A 21,967-nucleotide genomic window follows, 5' to 3' on the forward strand; every position below is an offset into this window, starting at 1 on the left:
ACTACTTGCAACATCGGTGTTGCATGTCATAACTTCATGGCGTCAGATAGGTAGCAACTTCGCACCCCGTCCGCGGGGAGAGGCGACATCAAGGAGCGGTGAGTGATGCAGTACAGGAAGCTGGGCCGCACCGGCATATCGGTCAGCAAGTTCGCGCTGGGCACGCTGCGTCTGGGGGCGTGGGGGAACACGGATCACGACGATGCGGCCCGGCTGATCCACACGGCCCTGGACGCCGGGATCAACCTCATCGACACCGCCGACCAATACTCGGGCGGCGAGGCCGAGGAGATCGTGGGCAAGGCCATCCGCGACCGCCGCGACGAGGTCGCGCTCGCGACCAAGGGGCACTTTCCCGTCCGCTTCAAGGACGAGGACCCCAACCGGCAGGGAAACTCCCGCCGTTGGCTCACCAAGGCTGTCGACGACAGCCTGCGCCGTCTGGGCACCGACCGCATCGACCTCTACCAGGTACACCGCCCGGACCCGAGTACGGACATCGACGAGACGCTCTCGGTCCTGTCCGACCTGGTGCGCGCGGGCAAGATCATGGCGATCGGGACCTCGGACTTCCCCGCCGAACAGCTCGTCGAGGCCCAGTGGACCGCCGACCGCCGCAACCACATCCCCTTCCGCACCGAGCAGCCCCCCTACTCCATCTTCGTGCGCGGCATTGAGGCGAACGTGCTGCCCACCGCGCAGAAGTACGGGCTCGGCGTGCTGACCTGGAGTCCACTCAACAGCGGCTGGCTGACCGGACGGTTCCGCCGCGGCGAGCCAATCGAGATGAACGGATTCCGGCAGGCGGTCGCCCACAAGTTCAACCTCGACCTGCCGGGCAATCAGCGCAAACTCGATGCCGTCGAGCGCCTGTCGGCCTTGGCCGACGAGGCGGGAACCTCCCTGACGCGCCTGGCGCTCGCCTTCGCGTCGACCCACCCGGGCGTCACCTCGGTGATCCTCGGCGCCCGCACGGTCGAGCAACTCACCGACCAGCTCGCCGCCGCCGAGGTCCGGCTCGACGACGAGATCCTCGACCGCATCGACGAGATCGTCGCCCCCGGCGTCACACTCAATCCCGCGGACAGCGACTACAGGCGCCCAGCCCTGACCGACCCCGAGCAACGCCGCAGGCTCGCCCACCACCGCTGACGGCGGCCCGCTCGCGATGAGTTCCTGCGGCACACCCTGGAGCAGACTACGATCCTTCAAATGATCTTGAAGGGTGGATCACGGTCGGATGATACGTCGTCATGAACTGTCCCATGAGGATTGACAGTTCGGCCGCTGCCGCCTGAGTCCCTGCGGGGGGCGGAAGCGGGTGGCCGACCGAACCGTGCTCAACGGGATCGTGTGGAAGTTCCGGACGGGCACAGCCTGGCGGGATGCGCCTGAGCGGTATGACCCATGGGCCACGCTGCACACCCGCTTTCGCCGGTGGGCTCCGGACGGCACCTTCGAGCGGATGCTCGAGACCGCCCCCAGGTCGGGGCGGCCACGGCTCGTCGGGCACCTGGCAGGACCAGCCGTTGCGCACCAGCAACTTGCGCACGCCCTGAATCGTGTAGGCCAGGTGGAAACGCCGCCCGATCACCATCTTGACCCACGCTAGCGTCCACCGCTGGTCCTCCCAGCCGTGCGCGGGCGGCCCCTTGGCCTGCTCCGCCTCCAGTTGCGCGAACTGTGCCTCGTGAAGAATGCAGCCGAAACCACGCTCAGGGACCACCGCTCAGGACTCACTGAGCTCTCCCTCCCTGGACAACCAAGCCCGGTAACTCTAGGGCCGCGAGGCGCCGTCGCGGCCGGCATTGCTGACCTTCGTGACAGGGCCAATCACGAGCAATGCTCAAGATCTGTGGATCGCTCCTGGGAGGGCATGCGGAGGGCGTACCTTCCCGGGTGATCGATCGAAGGTCACCGAGCAGACCGGTGTAGCAGCACCGGTCGGGAGGGTACGCCCGTGCTTACCGCAGTGAACAACGAGGACTCGCCGCGAGACGGCTCCCTGATCGACGGCATCGTCCGGGAGGGCGCGCGGCGGATGCTGGCCGCCGCGCTTGAGGCCGAAGTCGACGCCTACATTGTCGAGTTGGCCCACGAGAAGGACGATCGTGGCCGCCGCCTAGTGGTACGCAATGGCCACCACCAGCCCCGCACCGTGGCCACCGCCGCCGGCGCGATCGAGGTGGTCGCCCCACGTGTCAACGACAAGCGCACCGATGAGGCGACCGGTGAGCGCAAGCGGTTCTCCTCCGCCATCCTGCCGCCGTGGTGCCGCAAGTCACCCACGATCGCCGAGGTGCTGCCCCTGCTCTACTTGCACGGACTGTCCACCGGCGACTTCGCCCCCGCCCTGGAGCAGTTCCTTGGCTCGGCGGCCGGACTGTCGGCCCCGAAGGTCAACCGGCTGACCGCCCAGTGGCAGGACGACCACCGCGACTTCGCCCGCCGCGACTTGTCCGCCAGCGACTACGTCTACCTGTGGGCCGACGGCATCCACCTACGCATACGCCTGGAACAGGCCCGCTCCTGCGTGCTGGTGATGATCGGCGTGCGCGCCGACGGCACCAAGGAGCTGATCGCCCTCGCGGAGGGCTACCGGGAGTCGACGGCCTCCTGGGCTGACCTGCTGCGTGACTGCGTCCGTCGAGGCATGCGCGCGCCTGCCCTTGCCGTCGGCGACGGCGCGCTGGGGTTCTGGAAGGCCCTCGCAGAGGTATTCCCCGAGGCTGACCAGCAAAGATGCTGGTTTCACAAGATCGCCAACGTGCTCGGTGCGCTCCCGAAGTCCGCCCACCCCGGGGCGAAGAAGGCGCTGGCCGAGATCTGGAACGCCGAGGACAAGGACCACGCCCGCAAGGCCGTTGCCGCGTTCGAGGCGGCCTACGGCGCGAAGTTCCCCAAGGCGGTGGGCAAGGTCACCGACGACGCCGAGGAGCTACTGGCCTTCTACGACTTCCCCGCCGAGCACTGGATCCACCTGCGCACGACAAATCCCATCGAATCAACCTTCGCCACGGTGCGGCTTCGGACCAAGGTCACCAAGGGTGCCGGCAGCGCGGCGGCGGCGCTGGCGATGGTCTTCAAGCTGATCGAGTCGGCTCAGGCCCGCTGGCGGGCGGTCAACGCACCCCACCTCGTCGCCCTCGTGCGAGCCGGCGCCTGCTTCGAACGCGGCAAGTTGGTCGAACGACCAGAGGCTATCGCAGCCTGATCAGACGTCACCCGAACCACACGTCTTGACAATAACGTAGTGGAAGAGGCAACACGGCAACGGTGATCAGTGCTTCCAGCTCTTACGGTCAGCGGTGCCGGGTCATGTCTCGGTAACTGGCACCAGCGGGCCCGGGTATTCATCACCTGCGATCATCAAGCAATACCAGTCGAAGAAGAAGGGGCGCACGATGTCGCCACGGTTGCGTGTAGCAGGTCCCGACGACGCCGAAAAGGTAGCGATGCTGCACGCCGACAGCTGGCGCCGGAACTACCGCGGCGCCTATGCCGATTCATACCTGGACGGCGACATCCTCACCGACAGGTTGGCCGTGTGGTCTTCGCGGCTCGCCGCCCCGGCCAAGGGTATGACGGTCATCGCCGAGGATCAGGCCGGGCTGGCGGGCTTCGTGCACGTCGTCTTCGACGACGATGATCGATGGGGCAGCCTCATCGACAACCTGCACGTCTCCCACGACCGTCAGCGCACCGGTGTGGGCAGGGTATTGCTCGCCCGCGCAGGCGAGTCCATCGCCGGACAGGCGACTGGCAAATCCATGTATCTGTGGGTACAGGAACAGAACACCTCTGCTCAGCAGTTCTACCGGGCTATGAACGGCACCTGCGTTGAAAAAGCGCCGATTTCGCCCCCTGGCGGCGTGCCATCCCGGCTGAACGGGACCCCCAACAAGCTCCGCTTCACCTGGCCCGACACCTTCACGCTGGCCTGCACCACCGGCCACTGAACTCTTCGGAGTCCGAACCAGCGGATCAAGCCACGATCACTGATCCACAGGTCTTGACAATATCTCGCCAATCACGTGAGTCGGGACAACCGCCCTCGCACTGCACGGCTCCGCGCCCAGGCGCCGGGTCCAAGAGCCGATCGAATTCCGACAGCAGGGCTATCCCTCGACCGGCCGGTTCACGGGGTCTCCTCGAACAGACTGACGCCCTTCTCGGTGGCCAGGGCTTGCAGTTTCTCGGCGTCGTCGGCGGGGACGCACACGAACGCCCGAAGCCCCTCGTCCCCGCGGCGCAGAATGTAGCTGGCGAGGCTGTCGGTCATCTGATTGCCGTCCTTGTCGTAGAAGAGCCACCGGACACGGACGAGGAAGATCGTGTCACTGAGCTGATCATGGCTCAGGCGCTCGTATCCGACGGAGGCCAGGCCGAGCTTGCGGTACAGGGGGTAGGACTGCTCCAGCCCGCTGGCCATGGCTTCCCGGGACTCCAGCACGCCGGCACCCTGCTGGTCGTTGAGGATCATGCCCGGGCTTCCCCACAGGTCGGCCGCTGCCTGGGCATCGTAGGAGGTGAGGGTGCCGGCGTAGCGGGCGAGGTAGTCGTCGATGTCGGCTTCGATGTCGGCTTCGATGTCGTTCATAACACCCACCGTAGGCGCGAACCCCGTCAAGGCCGTGGCCGGTGACGGTCGGCACCGGCCAGACCTCAAGATCACGAACTGGCGGCTTTTGGCTCCCCTCGGCGCTACGCCCCGAGTGCCCGTCACGCCTGCTTTTCCGTACCAGAGTTTGTGTCGTCTGCATCCGGTATATGTGAGCGGTGGCGGCCACGGAGAAGCGCGGTGCGCAACAACCGATCGGTTCCTGGCGAGACAGGGCCACAGGGCGATTGTCCTACGGCCCGATTCGGTCGCGTTCGGGAAGGGTGTTGAGCTGGCGGTCAGCGAGTAATAGTCACGATCTGTGGATCTGGTTCTTCAGCATCTGCCGTGTGGGGCGTCGAGGCGCCCTGTCGAAATGTCCGACGGATCGACGTACCGTGATCGCCGTGACCCATGCTGACCTCGAACGCAACAAGGCCACGGCAACGGCGTTCTACGATCTGATGTTTAACGAGTGTCGCCCGGCGGAGGCCCTGGAGAGGTACGCGGGTGCGACCTATATCCAGCACAACCCGCATGTGGCTGATGGCAAGCAGGCATTCGTCGACTACTTCGAGCGGATGGCAGCCGAGTACCCGGGCAAGCGCGTGGCGTTCAAGCGTGTCCTCGCCGAGGGTGACCATGTTGTCCTGCACTGCCATCAGGTATGGCCGGACGAGGAGTACGCCGGCATCGACATCTTCCGCTTCGACGTGGACGGAAAGATCGTCGAGCACTGGGACGTGCTTCAGGTCATGCCCCCCACGTCCGAGAACGACAACACGATGTTCTGATGGCCGCCTACAGGCCGGGGCTCGCCTCGAAGGCGGCCTCTTGGTCGAGCGGCCGAAAACGGCCGTGGCCTGAGCCGTCCCCGGTGGGCCAGTAGGTTTCTCGTCGTGAACCGCGTCGAACTGCACCTGAAGCGCACTACCGATCAGACGTCCACGACGACCTCCTGCTGCGGCTCGGCGCGTGGCGGCATGTCTGCGACTCGTTCTACCTGGCCAGAGACGAAACGCCGACAGCTGGGGCAAACGTGTCGCAGCAGATCGCCCGTCTCCTCGACCAGTGGGGCGAAGCAGGTGCAGCGGCTACGGCCGACAGGGGGCACGGTGTTCTTGCCCTTCGACTTCTCCGATGAGTGCACGGGCTGGCTCCGGGTCTCTTCCCCCGACGGAGACCGCGTCCGGGTGGAAGTCGGCTGGAGCGGCATCCAGGGCTGGAGCTTCCACCCCTCAGATATCGCCGATACTGCCCGAGTCGTCGGCGACTTCGAGACGGAAGCCGGGGTCGCCGTGGACTGTCGCATCGCGGACCTCCTGACCACCATCACCGACAGCCGAAACGAATGCACCTCGATCAGTAGCTGAACCACCGGTCTTGACGATTACTCCTGCTCACCACTTCCTTGCCCGGTGTGATGGGAAAGGCTGGACGGGCAGCTTGAGCGTTGGCTGAAGGCCAAGGGTTTGGCGGTACCTGGCCAGCGTGGCGGTGGGAGGTCTAGCGGCCCAGGTCAGCGAAGGTGTCGGAGCGCGGAGACCGTCCGGAGGCGCCAGCGGAACTCGGGCGGTCGGCCTGGGATACACACGCCGGGCCGACCCTGACGACACCGGCTCAGGACGGGGCCGGCAGATGGATCGAGGCGAGTTTGGCCGGGTCGACGACGATGTGGATGCCGGTGATCCGGCCTTCGGCGACGGTGAAAGCGATGACGAAGACAGGGGTTCCGTCGGGGCGCCAGGACATGTGGCCGGGGATGCCGTTGACCAGCACGGGTCGGTGGCGGGCGACCTCGCCGGAGATCATGCGGGCGCCGGCGGCGACCTCGGTGGCGCCGAGGGTGCCGAGCACGCCGTCGGACTGTGGCCGTCACTTCCTACGGGCGTACGCGGATGACTGTCTTCCCGCGGCGTCGCGTGGTCGGGTTAAGGGCGCCAACAGCATCGTCCAAGCTCGCGATGTCACCGATGTTTGTCCGCAGTCGTCCGTCCCGCACTCGTTGCACGATCTCGCCCAGTTCGGCACGATCGACCTCGACGACGAAGTCCACCGCCAGGCCGTCAGCGGGTCGCGCCTCGACCGGGCCGACGATGGACACCAGCGTTCCTCCAGCCTTGATCAGGGCAGCGGACCGTTTCTGAACGTCGCCACCGATGACGTCGAAGACGAGATCGACGCGGCCGACGTCTTTCAGCGCGTCATTTTCGAGGTCGACGAACTCGTGCGCGCCGAAGTCGAGTGCCTTCTCACGGTCGGCGGCGCGTCCGGTGCCGATGACGTAGGCGCCGGCCTCACGTGCGAGCTGGGTCACCATCGTCCCGACTGCCCCGGCCGCGCCATGGGCGAGGACGGTCTGGCCAGACTGGAGGCGGCCGTGCTGGAACAGCCCCTGCCACGCGGTCAGACCTGAGATGGGCAGGGACGCGCCGACGGTGAAGTCGACGTCGCCGGGCAGCGGTGCGAGGTTGCGTGCTTCGATCGCCACGTACTCCGCCAGGGTGCCGTCGCGGTGCCAGTCGGCGAGGCCGAACACTCGTTGTCCGATCGATAGCCCCGTCGTGCCGTAGCCGAGGGCGGTGACCACTCCGGCCAGCTCGTGGCCGGGGATCGACGGTGTCTTGTCGCGGCCGGCGCGATCGGTCCAGGTCGATGGCCACTCCATCTCAGTCGGGACGAAGCCCGATGCATGAATCTGAACGATGACGTCGTTGATCGATGCGGGCGGTTCAGGCCGCTCCGTTAGCGTCATCCCGGCCGTTCCCGCGGCCTGGTCGGTTACCACAATGGCTTTCATCGAATTGTCCTCTTCCTCGCATGTGTTGTGGGTTTGGTTTCCGGGTGGGTGTTCAGACGAAGGTGACCAGCTGGTCGGCGTCGAGTCCAGCTCCGACACCCGCGCCCCCGGCGGCACGGTCAGCAGGGAATCGAGGACTGCCCGCTGACCGGTACTCAGCAGCCCGTAGAGCTGTCTCACAGTCGCTGGTTCGCCGCCCCCGCACCGACGCGACCAGCCGGGCGAGCGTCGTCATGCCGGGGCAACAGCACCCGACGCGCTAAGAGTGCGGAACGTGAGTTCTTGTCCGTTTCGTAGTTGAGGTTGGACAAGGATCGCTGGTCATGGGCGCGAGATGGTCCTCAAGCGCCGGGGCGGGCGAACAGGCCGGGTTCGGGCTCGGCGAGGACGCCGCGGCTGACCAGGCGCTTGAGTTTCGAGCGGATGCCTTCGGTGTTCTTCGGGAGGATTGGCAGGTCGAGGGCCTGGCACAGGTCGCGGGCGCGCATCGGCCGGCCTGTGTCGGCCAGGGCGGTGAGGATCTGCCGGTAGGCGGGGTGGTCCGGGATGTCGGGGCCCTCCGGCTCGGTGGCGGGTGAGGGCAGCGGGAGCGTGAGGAGAGTCTTGCGGGTGATGCGCAGGTTCTCGCTCTCCGCGTCGATCTCGCCGAGCTGCCGGGTGAGTTCCTCGATGCGGTCCCGCAACTGCCCGGCCTGGTCGGCCAGTTCGCGCTCACGGTTCTCGATGTGTTCCAGGATGGCCTTGACCTGCGGGTTGTCGCTCATGCGGTCCTCCAGGAGGCGAGGGTGGCTCCGGTGAGGCGGCGGCTCATGACCGAGGTCATCGCCCACAGAACGCGGGAGCGGGAGGAGGCGGGACGGTGTTCGTAGTCGCGTACGAGACGGCGGTAGAACATCAAGATCCCGTTCGTCTGCTCCACGATCCACCGCTTCGCCTGCGGAACGAACCCGCGCTGGTCCGGGTTGCGTTCGACGATCTCGACGTCGATGCCCACGGTCTTGCCGTGCTCGACGACCTTGTTCTTGAAGCCCTGGTCGACCAGGGCCTTGGTCACCGTGTCGCACTGTGCGGCGACACCGTCCAGCAGGGCGATACCGGCGGCGTTCTCGTGCGCGGAGGCGGGCAGCACGACGCAGTCGACGACGAGGCCCAACACGTCCACGGCCAGGCATCTCTTCCTGCCCGGCACTCTTTTAGCGGCCTCCTTGCCGGTCGTGGTGGCGGGGACGCCGACCGCGGCGTGGATACTCTGCGTGTCCAGGACCACCAGACTCGGATCGGCTAATCGCCGCTTCTTCTCGCGAAGTTGCCACCGCATCAGATCGTGGACGGTCTGGTCGGTGCCGTCATCGCGCCACTTGTAGAAGTAGTACTTCACCGCGCCGGCGGGCGGCAGGTCGTGGGGCAGCAGGTCCCACTGGCAGCCGCTGCGGTTCTGGTACAGGATCGCGTTCACGATCTCCCGCATCTCGTATCTGCCCTGATGGCCGCTGACCGACGGATGCGTGGCCTTCCAGGCTGTGATCACGGGCTCGACCAGGGCCCACTGCTCGTCGGAAGCGTCACTCGCGTACGGCTTGCGCATGCTCATGCCACAACCCAGCGAACCCCGAACGCCTGACCGGCCGCGATACCCCAACATCACACCATCGAGCGATCACAAGCCGGACAGAAGATCACGTACCGCACTCTCAGAGGCCTCGTCGACAGGGCAGGAGACGTGTCAGACCTGCGGTGAATGATCCCGGGTATGGGATACGAACTGCACATGACGCGCGCCTCGGACTGGTTGGACAGCGAGGAACGCCCCATCTCGCTGCGCGACTGGCTTGAGTTTGCACACAACAGCGCGGCACTTCGGCAAGAAGGCCACCTCGACCTGCACAGCGTAGGCGGCAACCGGTGTTCACATTGGGCAGCCTGGACAGCGTCGCGGTCGGGCTCCATTGGTGCGAGGGACGAGTGATTCTGTCCGGGGCCCACGCACCTGGTGTGGACGTGGTCGGCTTGGCTGACCTCGCAGCCGAACTGTCCGCGAAGCTGATCGGCGACGAGGGGGAGCAGTACCCGGGATCTGTCCGCCGCGGCAACGAAGAGCCCTGAGCTTGGGAATCACCGGGCCGTCACGGAGGGGGTTGACGCTGACCAGCGCAAACGGCCTCTGGTGATTAATCGCGAGGCGTCGCGCTTGACTGCTCTTGACCGCTGGGATCCGCTCTTTCTGGCACGGATGTGGCACGGGCTTCCATCCGCTCTGACGGGTCGCGTCACCGACCCCGCACCCGACAGCAATGTCAACCGAACGGCCCAACATGACGTGTCGCCCACATGGATGAACAATTGGCTGAGTAGTGTCCCAACCGAGGCAATCTGTGAAAGGCGAACCAAATGCGCATTCGACGAATCCTCGCCGCAGTCTTCGCCACGGCAGCCCTCGCCGGACTCGGCCTCACAGGCGCCGCCACCGCCACCGCCACCGCCGGCAGCGTCACCCCGGCCAGCGTCACCCCGGGTGAGTGCACGGACAACGGCGGAAAGATCGATCGGTCGACGCCCGTGCTCCCGACCTGCAGAGGCGGTATGTACGACGGGCAGACGGTCGACTAAACCCCACTAGGGCCCGTTGTGAAAGTGGATCGGCGCCCCGCAGCCACGCGTTGCGGGGCGCTCCCTCGCGAGCGTTCCCCCTCGACTGACGGCTCAACGTACCTGGGAGGCGTGACGATCGCACACGGGCCCGATGAGGTCGGCGGGAGCGGCTTTGGGCTGGAGCTGCCACGGGGCGAGAGATCGGGGCCCGTACGCTGGTCGCGAATCGGGCAGTCTGGACCTGCCCGCAATAGCCCGATGTGGGCCCCGATCTTCGAGGCTCGCCCCATGGTGGCTGCCTAAAGCCGTGGAGCCGACCGGGCCCAGCCACCGCGGGCTACCGTCCACCGCTCGGGTGTGCTCGCTACAGCCGCGCGGCCGGCGTAGCCGGTCCCGGAGCGGGGCGGAGACAAGAGCGTCGGGCCCGGCGGCGAGCCGGGGCCGCGCGCGGCGAGCGGAGCGAGCCGCCTTGATGAAGTAGGGAAAGTTCTATCGCGCAAGTACCGGGACGCACTACAAGTGTGTTGGTCGGGATCTGGCGGTGGTCCGCTGTGGTTCACGTCGTTCGTTCCAGGTCGTCAGCGGTGCCCGATTGGAACTGTCGTACCGGTGCGAACGACTCCGAACGGCAGTGAGTGAGAGGGAAACTGAGGCAGCCCATGGCCCTCGCTCTCAGAGTGCAAACCACGCAGAAGCCCGGGAAAATGTACAGAGGCCTTCGGGAACCGCCTGTCGAGTCACGGCGACCACACCGCAGCCCTTGTGCTGCCCTTCTGCGGAAGGTGAGAATCCCTCAGCCATCGGGTCGCGGTGATCAGGGGCAGGGCCGGGGGCTGTTGTGGTGCGACGGATGAATTTGCTGGGAGAACCGGGAGTGGGGCTGTCGGGGGGACCGGGCAAGCCTGTTCCGAACGTTGCGGAAGTGCGGGCGCTGGCCCGCGGTCAGGTATGGGGTCTGCTCATCGCGCTGCTCCTCCTCGCGATGAGCCACTTGTGGGTGCACAGGCACAAGCCACGGGACGTGGTCACCGGAGCCCACGGCCCTTTTCCCGCCGCGGTCGGCGCCGGGGCCCCGGTCGCGCCTGAACGCGTCGTACGTCGGACTTCGGGCTTCGATGAAGCCTTGGTCCATGGACTGTACGTACGGGAGACAGGTTCGCTCTCCGGCGTGACTGCGGCGAACGTGCGGACCGGCAAGGAGTACTGGCGCTACGAGCGCCCAGACTCGGAGGCCGGTGTGGATACGTTCGACGTGTCGGAACGCACCGTGGTGGCAGCCTTCGCCGACGGGAGGCTCATCGGCGTCGATCTGCGCACGGGCAAGCCGCTGTGGCACGTAGACATCCAGCATGCCAAGGGCTATCGGACCACGGCGCTCGTCGGCGGCCAAGCTCTCACCGAGGCCCCCGGTGCCGTGCGTGCCTTCGCCGAGCGCGACGGCCGGAGTCTGTGGACTGCGAAGACGCCCAAATCCTGCCCCGACGGACTCCTGATCACTGCGTACGCCCTCCCGGGCCACCTGAGCGTCGTCCCCTTGGTCTGCAACGTGACGAACCCCGACAGGGGCGGGTACAACCTCCTGCTCGGCATCGACAACCGCACGGGCAAGGTTCTGTGGCAGCAGCACACCGCGGCCCCCAAGCTGATGGTCAGGGGAGGCGAGCACACACTGGTCATCCCTGATGTGGACCACCCGCCGGCCGTTCAGCTGCTCGACGTCAACCGCCAAGGAGTCACTGCGCGCGCTCTCACTGCCGCGGATGCGTGGGACGCGGTCGCCGCGGGAGGCGGCATCGTGCTGTCGGCCATCGACCCCAATGACCGCCGATCCGAGGAGGAACACGACACTCTCCTGCGCGCCTACAGCACCCGGGACGGACACCTTGCTTGGCAGCTGCGGGCGCCGACCGGCCACGAGTACGGGTTCCCCGAGATCGCCGACGGCCGGGTGTACGTCGTACGCCAGCCGTTCCTCACCGGCAAGGACACGGGTCGCCTGATCCACGCCGACCTGCTCGTCCTCGACTTGGGCACCGGGCGCCTCCTCCACACCATGCCGCTGCTAGCCATGACCGTCCCGGACGACAGCGGGGAGCTCGACGTACGTGACATTGACGACGGGGCGGTGAGCATCGGCTGGCGAGACCATGAGGGAGGCATGCTGATCGCCATGGACTGACCCCTCCCTCGTGGCGCGCACCTCGCCATCACCCAGCCCAATGGGCCTGGTGGCGTGGCGCGTCTTTCCGCATGAGGTCAGCGGAGTCTGAACGGCGAGGCAAGGCTGTCAACAAACTTGAAAACCGTCGTGGCGCGAGTCACCGTGGGTTCAAATCCCGCACCCACCGCGCAGGTTGAAGGCCCTGACCAGGTACATCGGTCGGGGGCCTTCCCTCTCTGTCAATGTGACTCAAGCCAGGCATACTGGATGATTCATTGAGTCGAGGGCGGAGAAGGAGGAGTGCCCGTAGTGACCAGCACCAACGACCACGGGGCCCCGGATCCGCAGGTGACACCCCGATCGACCGGGCAGCGGCGGTACTCGGCGGAGTACAAGGCGAGGATCCTGGCCGAGTACGAGACGCTCGACAAGCAGGGCAAGGGTGCCCTGCTGCGGCGCGAGGGCCTGTACTCGTCGCTGATCACGAACTGGCGCCAGCAGCGAGACAGCGGCGCGAAGGCGGCGCTCGCCGCTCCTGCGGGCCGGCCGAAGGCGGATCCGAGAGAGAAGGAGATCGCCCGGCTCGAAGCCGAAAACGCCAAGCTCCGCAGCGAGTTGGGCAAGGCCCGCACCGTCATCGAGGTGCAGGGAAAACTCTCCGCGCTGCTGGATCAACTCGCCACGGGCAGCGACGGGACGACGGGCGAGAAGCCGTGACGGCCACCAGGAAGCCGCCGCAGACGAGACCGGCAGAGGCCTTCGAGGCCGCCCGCACCAAGGCCCTGGAATCGCTGTCGTTGCTGGTGGGACGGGTGCAGGCGTGCACCGCACTCGGTCTGAGCCGGGCGACCTGGTATCGACACCACCGTAAGTCCCCGGCCCCGGCGCGGCCGAAGAGGGAGCGCAAGCGGCATCCGCGGGCCCTGACAGAGACGGAGGAGGCGAAGGTCCTGGCCGTGCTGCGCTCGGCCGAGTTCGTCGACATGGCGCCCGCCGAGATCTGCGCGGTACTGCTGGACCGCGGCGTCTACCTGTGCTCGGAGGCGACGATGTACCGGATCCTGCGCAAGCACGGCGAGGTGCGCGAACGGCGCCGGCAGGCCACGCATCCGCCACGCAAGAAACCCGAGCTGATCGCCACCGCACCGAACCGGGTGTGGTCGTGGGACATCACGAAGCTGAAGGGCCCGGTCAAAGGCAGCTACTTCTGCCTCTTCACGATCATCGACATCTACAGCCGCTACACCGTCGGCTGGATGATCGCCGCATCCGAGAACAAGGCGCTGGCCGAGCAGTTCCTGTCCTCGACGATCGCCAAATACCCTATCGAGCAAGGCCAGTTGACGATCCACTCCGATCGCGGTTCGCCGATGATCGCCCACAACGTCACACAGATGCTGAACAACCTGGGCGTCACCAAGTCGCACTCCCGGCCGAAGACGTCAAATGACAATCCGTACTCGGAGAGTCAGTACAAGACCCTCAAATACCGGCATGACTTTCCCGAGCGGTTCGGCTGCATCGAGGACGCCCGCGCCTGGTGCACCGGCTTCTTCGACTGGTACAACCTCGCCCACCGGCACTCCGGAATAGCCATGCATACCCCCTTCGATGTGCACTTCGGCCTCGCCGACCAGCTCCGCGAGATGCGCGCCGACGTCCTCGCGAGCGTCTACCGCCAGCACCCCGAACGATTCGTCCGCGCCGCCCCCGAACCCCCGAAACTCCCCGAGGCCGCCTGGATCAACAAGCCCGCCGACCTCCGACACGACGATCAAACGATCCCGGCACAGGGATAGACCGCACTACCTGCCTTGATCGCGTTGACAGGTTCCGCTTCGTCATGCCCATTGACTGTTGGTGACCGCGCTTCCCCGTGAGTCCCCGGTCTATCGGGCACGGGATGGGCACGCGGTCTAGCCCACCCTGCGTGGGCGCTCCCTGGATCACCGTCAGCTCAGATGGCCAGAGGCGGGATGGTTTCGTTGATCATCCCTAGGACGGAGCGAATCTCCTCGCGCGTATATCCGCTGCGCTCAGCGTAGATCGGTCATCTGAGGCGTCACGGTCGCATCGGACTCTTGGGAGGGGCCTGGCCTGGGGCGTCGTCAGCTACCTCACCGCGATCATCCAGCGCCAGAGCATGAGGCACTACGGCTTCCTGCCTAGGCCCATCCCCCGCACCCCGGGCGCCTTCCTGCCCAACGGGGCCGGCGCGAAGACCGGACTCAACCGCGCGATCTCCGATGCCGGGTGGGGGGTGTTCCTGACGATCCTGGCCGACAAGGCTGAAAGCGCCGGACGGGAAGTGATCGCTGTGGACCCCCGCAACACGTCCCGCAAGTGCCCCGAATGCGGGCATACCAGCGCGGAGAACCGGCCCACCCAGGCGAAGTTCCACTGCGTCCCGTGCGGCCACACAGCGCACGCGGACACCGTGGGCGCCACCAACGTTCTACGGGCCGGGCTGGTCCGTCGCGAAGCCCCACCGGCGTAGCGAGAAGCGCCCTCATTCATGAGGGGGAGGTGTCACGTAGTTCACGACGAACATGATGAAGAACAGCGGTATGACGCGCTTGAAGATCTTCTTGATGGCGGACTCGACTGCCGGGGGGTGCTGTACGGCGCCGTTGACGACGCTGGAGGGTATTGCGGACACGAGCGGCTCCGATCGTGAATGCGGGGTACGGCAGAGGCGGGAGTCGCCGGGGCCGGGAAGGGGGCTACCGGCGGAGAACTTCCGCAACCAGAGCTGAGGGCGGGGTCGTACGAACACCCGGCTCTTGTCAGGCAGTTGGTGTCACCAGCGCGGGAAGGAGGGGGTTTCCCAGGCCGGGTCGGCGACGCGCATCGCGGCCGCGTCGTCGCGGTCGCGCATCGTGCCGTCGTCGTCCAGCCAGCGCTGGTGCAGGACGGCGAGCCTGTCGCGGTCGAGGGTGACGCCCAGGCCCGGGGCGTCGGAGACGGTCACCTTGCCGTTGGTGAAGGTGATCCGTTCGTTCAGCACGTCCTCGGACTGCCAGGGGTAGTGCGAGTCACAGGCGTGGTGCAGGTTCGGGACCGTGGACGCCACGTGTGTCATCGCGGCGAGCGAGATGCCCAGGTGTGTGTTGGAGTGCATCGACACTCCGACACCGAAGGTGCGGCATATGGCGGCGAGTTCTCGGGTGTTGCGCAGGCCGCCCCAGTAGTGGTGGTCGGACAGGACGACCTGGACGGCGTCGCGGGTGAACGCCTCCTTGACCTCGTCGAACGTCGTCACACACATGTTGGTGGCGAGCGGCACGTCGGTACGGGCGGCGACGGCGGCCATGTTGGGCGTACCGCGAGTGGGGTCCTCCATATACTCCAGGACGTCCTGCAGTGCCTCGATGACCTTGACGGAGGTCTCGACGGACCAGGCGCCGTTGGGGTCGAGTCGCAACGGGCTTCCGGGGAGCGCCTCGGCGAGGGCGCGTATCGCTGCGATCTCCTGCTCGGGCTCGAAGACGCCGCCCTTGAGCTTGAAGGAGCGGAAGCCATAGCGCTCGGTGAACTTGCGTGCTTGCTCGACGATGCCGGCCGGGTCGACGGCCTCGCCCCAGTTGTCCACCTCGGACGCGACACCCTTTGGGTGCTCGCCCCACTTGTAGAAGAGGTAGCCGCTGTACTCGACGGCGTCGCGCACCTTGCCGCCGAGCAGGGCGTGGACCGGCAGGCCTTGTGCCTTGCCGAGCGCGTCCAGGCAGGCGACCTCGAAGCCGCAGACGACGGACAGTCGCAGCTTGTCGGCGGTCTGGACGCCTCGCAGGCCGCCCACGTCCACCTGGTTGGTCACCCGTTCCTCGGCTACGGCGACCTCGTCCGCGAGGGTGAACAGGCCGTTGAGGTCTGCGACGGACCGGCCGGCCAGCTTTTCGGCGTACGGGCGGGCCAGCTCCAGGTACTTGGTGTCGCCGTAGGTCTCGCCGACGCCGGTGATCCCGTCCGCGGTGGTGACCTCGATGATCAGGCGGGGGGTGTACGGCTGGTGCACGCCCTGGGCGTTGAGGAGCGGCGGGTCGGAGACGAGGATCGGGGTCAGCCGGACGTCGGTGATCGTCAGGTCGTTCATCGGGTGGCTCCAACGAGGTTCAGGCCGGTGGTGAGCAGCGCTTCGAGGTCTGCGAGATCTGCGGGGGTCGGGTCGGTGAGGGGCGGCCGGACCGGTCCGACGGTGCGGCCGCGTAGCCGGGCTGCAGCCTTGACCAGGGACACCGCATAGCCGGGGCGCCGGTCGCGCAGTTCCACGAAGGGGACGTAGAAGTCGGCGAGCAGCTTGTCGACGCGGCTGTCGTCCCCTGCCGACAGGGCCTGGAAGAAGGCGTTGGCGATCTCCGGGGCGAAGGCGTGGACGGCCGAGGAGTAGGCCGGGATGCCGACCGTCGCGTAGGCACGGGCCTGGAGCTCGGCTGTCGGGGCGCCATTGAAGAAGAGGAAGCCGTCGGGGGCGGCGAGGGTGCTGCGCTGGAGCTGGTCGAGGTCGCTGTGGCCGTCCTTGAGGCCGATGACGCCGGGGATCGCGGCGATCCGGCGGACGGTCTCCGCGTCGTAGGTCACGTGGTCGCGCTGGTAGGCGACGAGGGGCAGCCGGGTGCCTTCGGCGATCCGGCACAGTTGCTCGACGAGGCCGTCCTGGGGGGCCTTGTTGAGGTAGTGCGGCAGGACGAGGAGTGCGTCGGCTCCGGCGTCTTCGGCGATATGGGCGAAGCGCAGTGCCTGGGCGTAGCCGTATCCGGTACCGGCTATGACCGGGACGCGGCCCGCCGTCACTTCCACGGCGGCGGTGACGACCTGTCCGTACTCGTCCTCGTCGAGAGCGCTGAACTCCCCGGTGCCGCAGGTCGCAAAGAGCGCGCCGGGGTTGGTCGCCAGTTGCCCGGCGAGATAGGTGCGAAAGCCGTCGAGGTCGAGCGATCCGTCGGCGTGGAAGCTGGTGAGCGGGAATGACAGCACGCCCTGGGCCATGCCGTCGCGCAGCCGCTGCGCCGTGTCGGCGAGGGGGGTCCGCGTCACCACGCCGTCTCCGTATGTAGATGACGTTCGTACATGGGGATGGACAGTAGGCTCGGGAAACCACCCCGTCAATGGGTTCGAGCAAGCGATCCGGCGTCACGTGCAGGCACGGACACGCAGGTCGGGAGGGTACGTACGATCAACCCATGTCCGAACCTGTTGAGCCCGTCGTCCGGCCGTCCGAGTCCGGCGTGCGCGAGGTGAAGTCGGCCGCTCGCACCGTCGAACTGCTCGAACTCCTCGCCGCCCGCGGCGACCGGCCCGCCCGACTCCAGGAACTCGCCGACGAGTTGGGCGTGCCCCGCAGCTCCATGTACGCACTGCTGCAGACCCTGATCGCACGCGGCTGGGTGCGCACCGACGCCACCGCCTCGCTGTACGGAATCGGCCTGCGCACACTGCTCACCGGCACGACCTACCTGGACACCGACCCCGTGGTCCGCGTGGTGCGCCCGTACCTGGACGACGCTTCGGAGCAGCTCGGCGAGACCATCCATATGGCCCGCCTCGACGGCATGGACATCGCCTACCTCGCAACCCGCGAGTCGCACGAGTATCTGCGCACCATCAGCCGCGTGGGGCGCTGGCTGCCCGCCCACGCGGGCGCACTGGGCAAGGCACTGCTGGCCGAACACCCGGACGCGGAGCTGCCGGACGCGCCGTACGAGGCACTGACCCCCCGCACCCACACCACCCTGGCCGCGCTCGTCGCCGACCTCGCACAGGTGCGGGCGCGCGGCTACGCCATCGACCGCGAGGAGGGCGTCACCGGCATCGTCGGGTTCGGCTTCGCACTGCGCGTGAACGACGAGACGCCGGCGAGGGACGCGATCAGCTGCTCGGTACCCGTGGCGCGGCTCACCGAGGAGCGCGAACGGCGGATTGTGACCGTAATGCAGAAGGTGCGCGAGGAGATCGAGGCAAGACTGGCGCAGGGCGAGGGCGCGGTCGGGGTGGACTGGCGCTGAGCAGCCGGGTCCCGACGAAGCGCTTTCGGCGCCTGGCTGATTGCCCAGGTCGTTGTGCTGCCGTCGGTGATGACGTGGTGCTTGCTGCCCGGATCCCGGCCGGCGTTCTCCAGGTTCAGTCGCTGCGCCCACCGCTTCCACGCCAACAGCACGCCCTGATCGGACGACGACGGCGCCACCCACTCCGAGAACGGCGCGGCAGGTCACGGCCACCATCACAAGCGACCCCACGCCCTCGGCAAGCTCCGCGAGTACCTCGTCCGGTAGCCGAGCCGACAGGCAGTAAACGAGCTGGAGACTCGCCCTGCGCCGCCCCATCCGAGGCGCTACGTATACGGTGTGCGCCGATGGATGACGACGTGCGGCCCTGGGACGCGGCGGCGCCGCTCGTACGCGCCGCGCGGTGTGGCGACGCCCTCGCCATGGACGACCTGCTGAAGCTGGTGACGCCGTACGTCACCCGGCTGTGCACCCCGATTGCCCCGGCCGACACCGCGGACGCCGTGCAGGAATCCCTTCTCGCGGTGTTCCGGGGGCTACGCGGACTCCGGGACCCGCAGGCGTTCTATGGGTGGGTGCGTGCGGTCACCGTGCGGGAGGCTGTCCGGGTGGCGCGGCGCACCGCAGGCGAGACGCCCGCCGACCCTGAGGAGATTGCCCGGCTGCGGGACCTGCTGCCTGGCGTCGGCAATGAACTGACTACAGAGGTGCGGGACTTGCTTGCTCGACTGCCCGTACAGCACCGCACCGTACTGGTACTGCGCGAACTGGAAGGCCTGGACGAGCGGACGATGGCCGAAGTGCTCGGCGTACCCGAGGGCACCGTGAAGTCACGGCTGAACAGGGCCCGTTCCTCCTTCCGGAAGGCGTGGACACGGTGAACGCACCCGATACGGTCGCCCGGCTGCACGTACTGGCCGCTGGCCTGCGCGCTCCCTTGTACGCCGAGGCACGGATCGCTCTGCCTTTCGACCAGGTATGGGCGGTCATCGCCGACCTGGAGGGCGAGCTGCCCCATCTGATCCCCTTCGTCCGGGAGTTCAAAGTCCCGCCTGGCGACAGCGAGCGCAAAGCGGCGCAGGCCGTCGACGTACTTGGCCTGCGCGGGCCGTTCGAGGTACGGCTGAGCCCCGGGTGGTGCCTGATGCAATCCCGGCTGGTGACGATGGGAATGGCCGCCACGCCTGACGGCACCGGGACACGCCTCGCCGTCTGCGGCGCGGCGCGCCCCGCCGCCCTAGGCCCCGTGCAGCACGCGTACCGCCGCCTGCTCGGGGAGCGCCGCACTCAAGCCTTCTTCCGCGAGGTGGAGCGCCGCGCCGCCCTGCGCTGACACCTCAGCCGGCCTCAGCGATGAGCCTCCGCAGGGCCTCGGCCACCAACTCCGGCCGCTCCTCGTGCAGATGGTGCCCCGCACCCGGCACCACCCGTACCGTCAGATCGTCCGCGTTAGGATCGCCGCCGCGCAGCAGGGCAGGCGGGATCACCGGGTCGTGCTCGCCGCCCAGCACCAGGGTCGGGACGGCCAGCCGCCGTCGGCGGTGGGTGCCCCGGAAGCCCGCCGGGATGTCCCGCACGACGTACTGCCAGAACATCGACTGCCCGGCATGGGCCGAGCCCTGCGCCGCCTCGGTGAATTCCGCGAGATCCGCGTCCCGCCACGCCGCCGGGTCGGCGACCGCGCGTCGCAGCAGATAGCGGGTGAAGGCCGGCCAGTGCCGCAGGACCAGCCGTCCGAGCACCGGGTACTCGATGAAGGCGGTGAACCACATCCGCCACAGATTCGGCAGGACGTCGCGGTGCCGCGTCCACGGGTGCGTCATGTTCAGCGCGAGGAAGGCACGGAACCGCTCCGGGGCCCGCTGGCAAAGCCGGAAGCCCACCCCAGCACCCCAGTTGTGCCCAACCAGGGTCACCCGGCCCAGGCCGAGCGCATCCAGCAGCGCGAGTATGTCGTCACTGAGCCCGTCCGTGTCGTAACCGCGCTCTGTCTGCTCCGACCAGCCGAAGCCGCGCAGATCGACGCAGATCAGCCGGTGGCCGTCGGCGAGCAGCGGGACGAGCGCGCGCCACGCGTACCAGTGTTGCGGGAAACCGTGCAGCAGCACGACGGGCTCGCCGCTGCCGGACTCGGCGATGTGCAGCTGGGCCCCGCGGACCTTCACCCACCGGTGCTCAGCCCCTTCCAGCGGGGGCATGGGGCGGTCGCTGTTGGTCATGAGGGGATCCCTTCGCCAGATACGAGAAGTCACGTTCACCCCGCCAGGAGGCGCACGATCCGGCGAAGGTTCCCTCGTGTTTGTGTGTCCGTACGTCCAGATCTCGACCAGGCGATTTCGTTGTCCACCGCTGCCTCAGCCATTTTCGGCTGGCTCGACAGCTAGCGGCTGCTCGGTCGGCTCGACTTGGCATCTTCCCGATGTGCGCCCCTGACGGCCACGCTCGTCGAACACCTCAGCTGGCGCACCACGTACGCGAGCCAGCGGACGGTCTGGCCGCCTCATGAGGCCGGTGCCCCGGCCGTAACGGTCGCAACTCGCAGGCGTTGTTGACTGTGGGGATAATGGGGCCCATCCATCGCCCCCAGACGCCGAGCCGCTCCAGCAAGCGGCCGGACCGGAAGGAGCGGCATGAGACAGCACAGACTGGCCACTTTGGGTGCGGCGCTGTGTACAGCCGCAGCACTAGGCCTGGCAGTGCCACCTGTCGCCGCAGCCGTCCCCCATCAGTGTTCCTACCTCTCGTCGACGTCTCGGCCCACGGTTACGTTCGGGGACACCGGTGTGGGGGTAAAACAGGCGCAATGCTTGAGCAACGCGTGGGGAGGCGAGCCGCCCAAGCTCACCCTCGACGGAGTCTTTGACTCGGTCATGCTGAAGAAGATCGAGTGGATCCAGGGCTGCCACGGTCTCCCGGCGAGCGGAATCATCGAGGACCGCACCTGGAAAGTGCTTTACCACCCGGCCCTGGACTGCTACAACCCCTATCCAGCCTGAGCAACCGATTACCCCCGCCCCGAATGAGCGAGGACATCGCGAGCCTGGTGAGGACGCGGCAGAAGCGCCCCCAGTGCGGTCACCGGGGACGCTTCGTGCGAACAGGGCGGGCCGCTCCCCCTGCTCGCCGTCGAGCGGCCCGCCCTGTCCCACCGCCGGTCACCTCCAAGCACCCGGCGGCGGGAGTCTTTAGTCGGCCTGCGTCTCGCCGCGCCAGCCCGGCCAGCTCGTCCCAACGCGGAAGCCGTTACGGAACTCGCCGCTGTAGAAGTGCTGATGGTCGCCGTGGTGGCCGGCCGAGAGAGTGCAGCGCCGTGCGCCTTCGGGCTGCCGGATGAAGCAGATGCCGGGGATCTCAACATGCTGCTCTGGCGTCGCTGGCTTCGCGCTCATCGCCGGGCCTGCCGCAGCACGAGTCGCAACCATGTGCCGTGAGCGCAGACTGTCGGGTCGTCGGTGCACTGCTCGCAGTTCTGCGTGTGGTCGAGCTGCGCCGGATAGACGTGCTGACGGGCACAGGACTGGCAACTCCGGGGGAACCAGCGTGCCACGGCGCCGTGAGAGGCGCTGCGTTCGCCGAGGTCGATGGCCGAACCGGCGCCGAGGGTGACCGCGCACCATGCGCAGTCGCGCCCCCGGATCTGAGGCTCTGTGAGCCTTTGAGGGTCGGGCAGCAGCGCTGCAAGGGGATCCGCGGCGAGGGCCGTCCCGCCTCCCGGTGTGATGTGGTCCGTAGTCTCGGCCATGTCGACGCTCCTGGTGGTGTCGGCCGACCCCGGCGCCGTTCGCTCTGCCGCCGGGCCTTGTTGTGTCCCGACG

The 21,967-nt window shown here is 67.5% G+C and carries 24 protein-coding genes and 3 pseudogenes; 15 read left to right on the forward strand and 12 right to left on the reverse strand.

Features of this window, described 5'->3' with window-relative positions; all coding sequences use genetic code 11:
• The first annotated feature begins 105 nt into the window (after positions 1 to 105).
• Entirely contained in the window at positions 106 to 1,152 is a 1,047-nt protein-coding gene (locus OG456_RS02840; RefSeq protein WP_266556900.1) for an aldo/keto reductase, read from the forward strand.
• A gap of 142 nt (positions 1,153 to 1,294) precedes the next feature.
• Positions 1,295 to 1,471, forward strand: a pseudogene (locus tag OG456_RS02845) (transposase); the annotation flags it as partial.
• 45 nt (positions 1,472 to 1,516) lie between these two features.
• Here OG456_RS02845 and OG456_RS02850 read toward each other — a convergent pair.
• Positions 1,517 to 1,726, reverse strand: a pseudogene (locus OG456_RS02850) (winged helix-turn-helix domain-containing protein); the annotation flags it as partial.
• Between the two features lie 234 nt (positions 1,727 to 1,960).
• Between OG456_RS02850 and OG456_RS02855 the strand changes: the two are divergent.
• Both OG456_RS02855 and OG456_RS02860 read left to right on the forward strand, forming a co-directional pair.
• Positions 1,961 to 3,214: an IS256 family transposase gene (locus tag OG456_RS02855; protein ID WP_266556902.1), complete on the forward strand. Its 1,254-nt coding sequence runs from the start codon at positions 1,961 to 1,963 to the stop codon at positions 3,212 to 3,214.
• 94 nt (positions 3,215 to 3,308) lie between these two features.
• Positions 3,309 to 3,959 carry a GNAT family N-acetyltransferase gene (locus OG456_RS02860; RefSeq protein ID WP_266556904.1) on the forward strand — a complete coding sequence of 217 codons (651 nt, stop codon included), beginning with the start codon at positions 3,309 to 3,311 and terminating at the stop codon, positions 3,957 to 3,959.
• 179 nt (positions 3,960 to 4,138) lie between these two features.
• Here the strand turns inward: OG456_RS02860 and OG456_RS02865 are convergent, their stop codons facing one another.
• Positions 4,139 to 4,600 (reverse strand): hypothetical protein, encoded by a 462-nt coding sequence (locus tag OG456_RS02865; RefSeq protein WP_266556906.1) that lies wholly within the window; start codon positions 4,598 to 4,600, stop codon positions 4,139 to 4,141.
• A 407-nt stretch (positions 4,601 to 5,007) separates the two neighbouring features.
• Between OG456_RS02865 and OG456_RS02870 the strand changes: the two genes are divergently transcribed.
• Both OG456_RS02870 and OG456_RS02875 read left to right on the forward strand, forming a co-directional pair.
• Complete coding sequence (locus OG456_RS02870; RefSeq protein WP_266556908.1) at positions 5,008 to 5,394, forward strand: nuclear transport factor 2 family protein; 387 nt, start codon at positions 5,008 to 5,010, stop codon at positions 5,392 to 5,394.
• Between the two features lie 327 nt (positions 5,395 to 5,721).
• Entirely contained in the window at positions 5,722 to 5,973 is a 252-nt protein-coding gene (locus OG456_RS02875; RefSeq protein WP_266556910.1) for a hypothetical protein, read from the forward strand.
• Positions 5,974 to 6,220: 247 nt separating this feature from the next.
• On the opposite strand, the gene OG456_RS02880 is transcribed toward OG456_RS02875, so the two are convergent.
• The 4 genes from OG456_RS02880 to OG456_RS02895 form a co-directional block, all read right to left on the reverse strand.
• Positions 6,221 to 6,457, reverse strand: a complete 237-nt coding sequence (locus OG456_RS02880) for a hypothetical protein (protein ID WP_266556912.1) — start codon at positions 6,455 to 6,457, stop codon at positions 6,221 to 6,223.
• A 25-nt stretch (positions 6,458 to 6,482) separates the two neighbouring features.
• Positions 6,483 to 7,400 carry an NADP-dependent oxidoreductase gene (locus tag OG456_RS02885; protein WP_266569013.1) on the reverse strand — a complete coding sequence of 306 codons (918 nt, stop codon included), beginning with the start codon at positions 7,398 to 7,400 and terminating at the stop codon, positions 6,483 to 6,485.
• 341 nt (positions 7,401 to 7,741) lie between these two features.
• The gene (locus tag OG456_RS02890; RefSeq protein ID WP_266556914.1) at positions 7,742 to 8,164 is read right to left on the reverse strand and encodes a hypothetical protein; all 423 of its coding nucleotides are present in this window, start codon (positions 8,162 to 8,164) and stop codon (positions 7,742 to 7,744) included.
• Positions 8,161 to 8,991, reverse strand: a complete 831-nt coding sequence (locus tag OG456_RS02895; RefSeq protein WP_266556916.1) for an IS5 family transposase — start codon at positions 8,989 to 8,991, stop codon at positions 8,161 to 8,163. Before OG456_RS02895 ends, OG456_RS02890 begins: the two co-directional genes overlap by 4 nt.
• Positions 8,992 to 9,788: 797 nt before the next feature.
• Between OG456_RS02895 and OG456_RS02900 the strand changes: the two genes are divergently transcribed.
• The 5 genes and pseudogenes from OG456_RS02900 to OG456_RS02920 all read left to right on the forward strand — a co-directional run.
• Complete coding sequence (locus OG456_RS02900) at positions 9,789 to 10,007, forward strand: hypothetical protein (protein ID WP_266556918.1); 219 nt, start codon at positions 9,789 to 9,791, stop codon at positions 10,005 to 10,007.
• Positions 10,008 to 10,971: 964 nt separating this feature from the next.
• Complete coding sequence (locus tag OG456_RS02905) at positions 10,972 to 12,168, forward strand: PQQ-binding-like beta-propeller repeat protein (RefSeq protein ID WP_266569014.1); 1,197 nt, start codon at positions 10,972 to 10,974, stop codon at positions 12,166 to 12,168.
• 291 nt (positions 12,169 to 12,459) lie between these two features.
• Entirely contained in the window at positions 12,460 to 12,867 is a 408-nt protein-coding gene (locus tag OG456_RS02910) for a transposase (protein ID WP_266556920.1), read from the forward strand.
• Between the two features lie 65 nt (positions 12,868 to 12,932).
• Positions 12,933 to 13,949: an IS3 family transposase gene (locus OG456_RS02915; protein WP_323136390.1), complete on the forward strand. Its 1,017-nt coding sequence runs from the start codon at positions 12,933 to 12,935 to the stop codon at positions 13,947 to 13,949.
• A 365-nt stretch (positions 13,950 to 14,314) separates the two neighbouring features.
• Positions 14,315 to 14,647, forward strand: a pseudogene (locus OG456_RS02920) (RNA-guided endonuclease InsQ/TnpB family protein); the annotation flags it as partial.
• Positions 14,648 to 14,659: 12 nt separating this feature from the next.
• Here the strand turns inward: OG456_RS02920 and OG456_RS02925 are convergent.
• The 3 genes from OG456_RS02925 to OG456_RS02935 form a co-directional block, all read right to left on the reverse strand.
• Complete coding sequence (locus OG456_RS02925; RefSeq protein WP_266556924.1) at positions 14,660 to 14,809, reverse strand: hypothetical protein; 150 nt, start codon at positions 14,807 to 14,809, stop codon at positions 14,660 to 14,662.
• A 141-nt stretch (positions 14,810 to 14,950) separates the two neighbouring features.
• Entirely contained in the window at positions 14,951 to 16,243 is a 1,293-nt protein-coding gene (locus OG456_RS02930; protein ID WP_266556926.1) for a glucarate dehydratase family protein, read from the reverse strand.
• Positions 16,240 to 17,184, reverse strand: a complete 945-nt coding sequence (locus OG456_RS02935; RefSeq protein ID WP_266556928.1) for a 5-dehydro-4-deoxyglucarate dehydratase — start codon at positions 17,182 to 17,184, stop codon at positions 16,240 to 16,242. The genes OG456_RS02930 and OG456_RS02935 overlap by 4 nt, the downstream gene beginning before the upstream one ends.
• Before the next feature lie 146 nt (positions 17,185 to 17,330).
• Here OG456_RS02935 and OG456_RS02940 point away from each other — a divergent pair, with 146 nt between their 5' ends.
• From OG456_RS02940 to OG456_RS02950, 3 genes are all read left to right on the forward strand, one after another.
• Positions 17,331 to 18,152, forward strand: coding sequence for an IclR family transcriptional regulator (locus OG456_RS02940; RefSeq protein WP_266556930.1), 822 nt, complete (start codon positions 17,331 to 17,333; stop codon positions 18,150 to 18,152).
• Positions 18,153 to 18,499: 347 nt separating this feature from the next.
• A complete protein-coding gene (locus OG456_RS02945; RefSeq protein WP_266556932.1) occupies positions 18,500 to 19,033 on the forward strand; it encodes an RNA polymerase sigma factor in 534 nt (177 codons plus the stop codon).
• A complete protein-coding gene (locus OG456_RS02950) occupies positions 19,030 to 19,485 on the forward strand; it encodes an SRPBCC family protein (protein WP_266556934.1) in 456 nt (151 codons plus the stop codon). The genes OG456_RS02945 and OG456_RS02950 overlap by 4 nt, the downstream gene beginning before the upstream one ends.
• A gap of 4 nt (positions 19,486 to 19,489) precedes the next feature.
• On the opposite strand, the gene OG456_RS02955 is transcribed toward OG456_RS02950, so the two are convergent.
• On the reverse strand, positions 19,490 to 20,371 hold the full coding sequence (locus OG456_RS02955) for an alpha/beta fold hydrolase (protein ID WP_266556936.1): 882 nt from the start codon (positions 20,369 to 20,371) through the stop codon (positions 19,490 to 19,492).
• A gap of 411 nt (positions 20,372 to 20,782) precedes the next feature.
• Here OG456_RS02955 and OG456_RS50380 point away from each other — a divergent pair, with 411 nt between their 5' ends.
• The gene (locus OG456_RS50380; protein ID WP_323136281.1) at positions 20,783 to 21,148 is read left to right on the forward strand and encodes a peptidoglycan-binding domain-containing protein; all 366 of its coding nucleotides are present in this window, start codon (positions 20,783 to 20,785) and stop codon (positions 21,146 to 21,148) included.
• Positions 21,149 to 21,337: 189 nt separating this feature from the next.
• Here the strand turns inward: OG456_RS50380 and OG456_RS02965 are convergent, their stop codons facing one another.
• Both OG456_RS02965 and OG456_RS02970 read right to left on the reverse strand, forming a co-directional pair.
• Positions 21,338 to 21,541: a hypothetical protein gene (locus tag OG456_RS02965; protein WP_266556938.1), complete on the reverse strand. Its 204-nt coding sequence runs from the start codon at positions 21,539 to 21,541 to the stop codon at positions 21,338 to 21,340.
• Positions 21,538 to 21,894 (reverse strand): hypothetical protein, encoded by a 357-nt coding sequence (locus tag OG456_RS02970; protein ID WP_266556940.1) that lies wholly within the window; start codon positions 21,892 to 21,894, stop codon positions 21,538 to 21,540. Before OG456_RS02970 ends, OG456_RS02965 begins: the two co-directional genes overlap by 4 nt.
• Between the last annotated feature and the right edge of the window lie 73 nt (positions 21,895 to 21,967).

It is taken from the genome of Streptomyces sp. NBC_01446, from assembly GCF_026340095.1.
GTDB lineage: Bacteria > Actinomycetota > Actinomycetes > Streptomycetales > Streptomycetaceae > Streptomyces > Streptomyces aureus.

Coding starts and splice junctions, on each gene's coding strand:
- OG456_RS02840 (WP_266556900.1), top strand. CDS start 106: ATGCAGTACAGGAAGCTGGGCCGCACCGGCATATCGGTCAGCAAGTTC.
- OG456_RS02865 (WP_266556906.1), bottom strand. CDS start 4,600: ATGAACGACATCGAAGCCGACATCGAAGCCGACATCGACGACTACCTC.
- OG456_RS02885 (WP_266569013.1), bottom strand. CDS start 7,400: ATGAAAGCCATTGTGGTAACCGACCAGGCCGCGGGAACGGCCGGGATG.
- OG456_RS02890 (WP_266556914.1), bottom strand. CDS start 8,164: ATGAGCGACAACCCGCAGGTCAAGGCCATCCTGGAACACATCGAGAAC.
- OG456_RS02895 (WP_266556916.1), bottom strand. CDS start 8,991: ATGAGCATGCGCAAGCCGTACGCGAGTGACGCTTCCGACGAGCAGTGG.
- OG456_RS02900 (WP_266556918.1), top strand. CDS start 9,789: ATGCGCATTCGACGAATCCTCGCCGCAGTCTTCGCCACGGCAGCCCTC.
- OG456_RS02905 (WP_266569014.1), top strand. CDS start 10,972: ATGAGCCACTTGTGGGTGCACAGGCACAAGCCACGGGACGTGGTCACC.
- OG456_RS02930 (WP_266556926.1), bottom strand. CDS start 16,243: ATGAACGACCTGACGATCACCGACGTCCGGCTGACCCCGATCCTCGTC.
- OG456_RS02940 (WP_266556930.1), top strand. CDS start 17,331: ATGTCCGAACCTGTTGAGCCCGTCGTCCGGCCGTCCGAGTCCGGCGTG.
- OG456_RS02945 (WP_266556932.1), top strand. CDS start 18,500: ATGGATGACGACGTGCGGCCCTGGGACGCGGCGGCGCCGCTCGTACGC.
- OG456_RS02955 (WP_266556936.1), bottom strand. CDS start 20,371: ATGACCAACAGCGACCGCCCCATGCCCCCGCTGGAAGGGGCTGAGCAC.
- OG456_RS50380 (WP_323136281.1), top strand. CDS start 20,783: ATGAGACAGCACAGACTGGCCACTTTGGGTGCGGCGCTGTGTACAGCC.
- OG456_RS02965 (WP_266556938.1), bottom strand. CDS start 21,541: ATGAGCGCGAAGCCAGCGACGCCAGAGCAGCATGTTGAGATCCCCGGC.
- OG456_RS02970 (WP_266556940.1), bottom strand. CDS start 21,894: ATGGCCGAGACTACGGACCACATCACACCGGGAGGCGGGACGGCCCTC.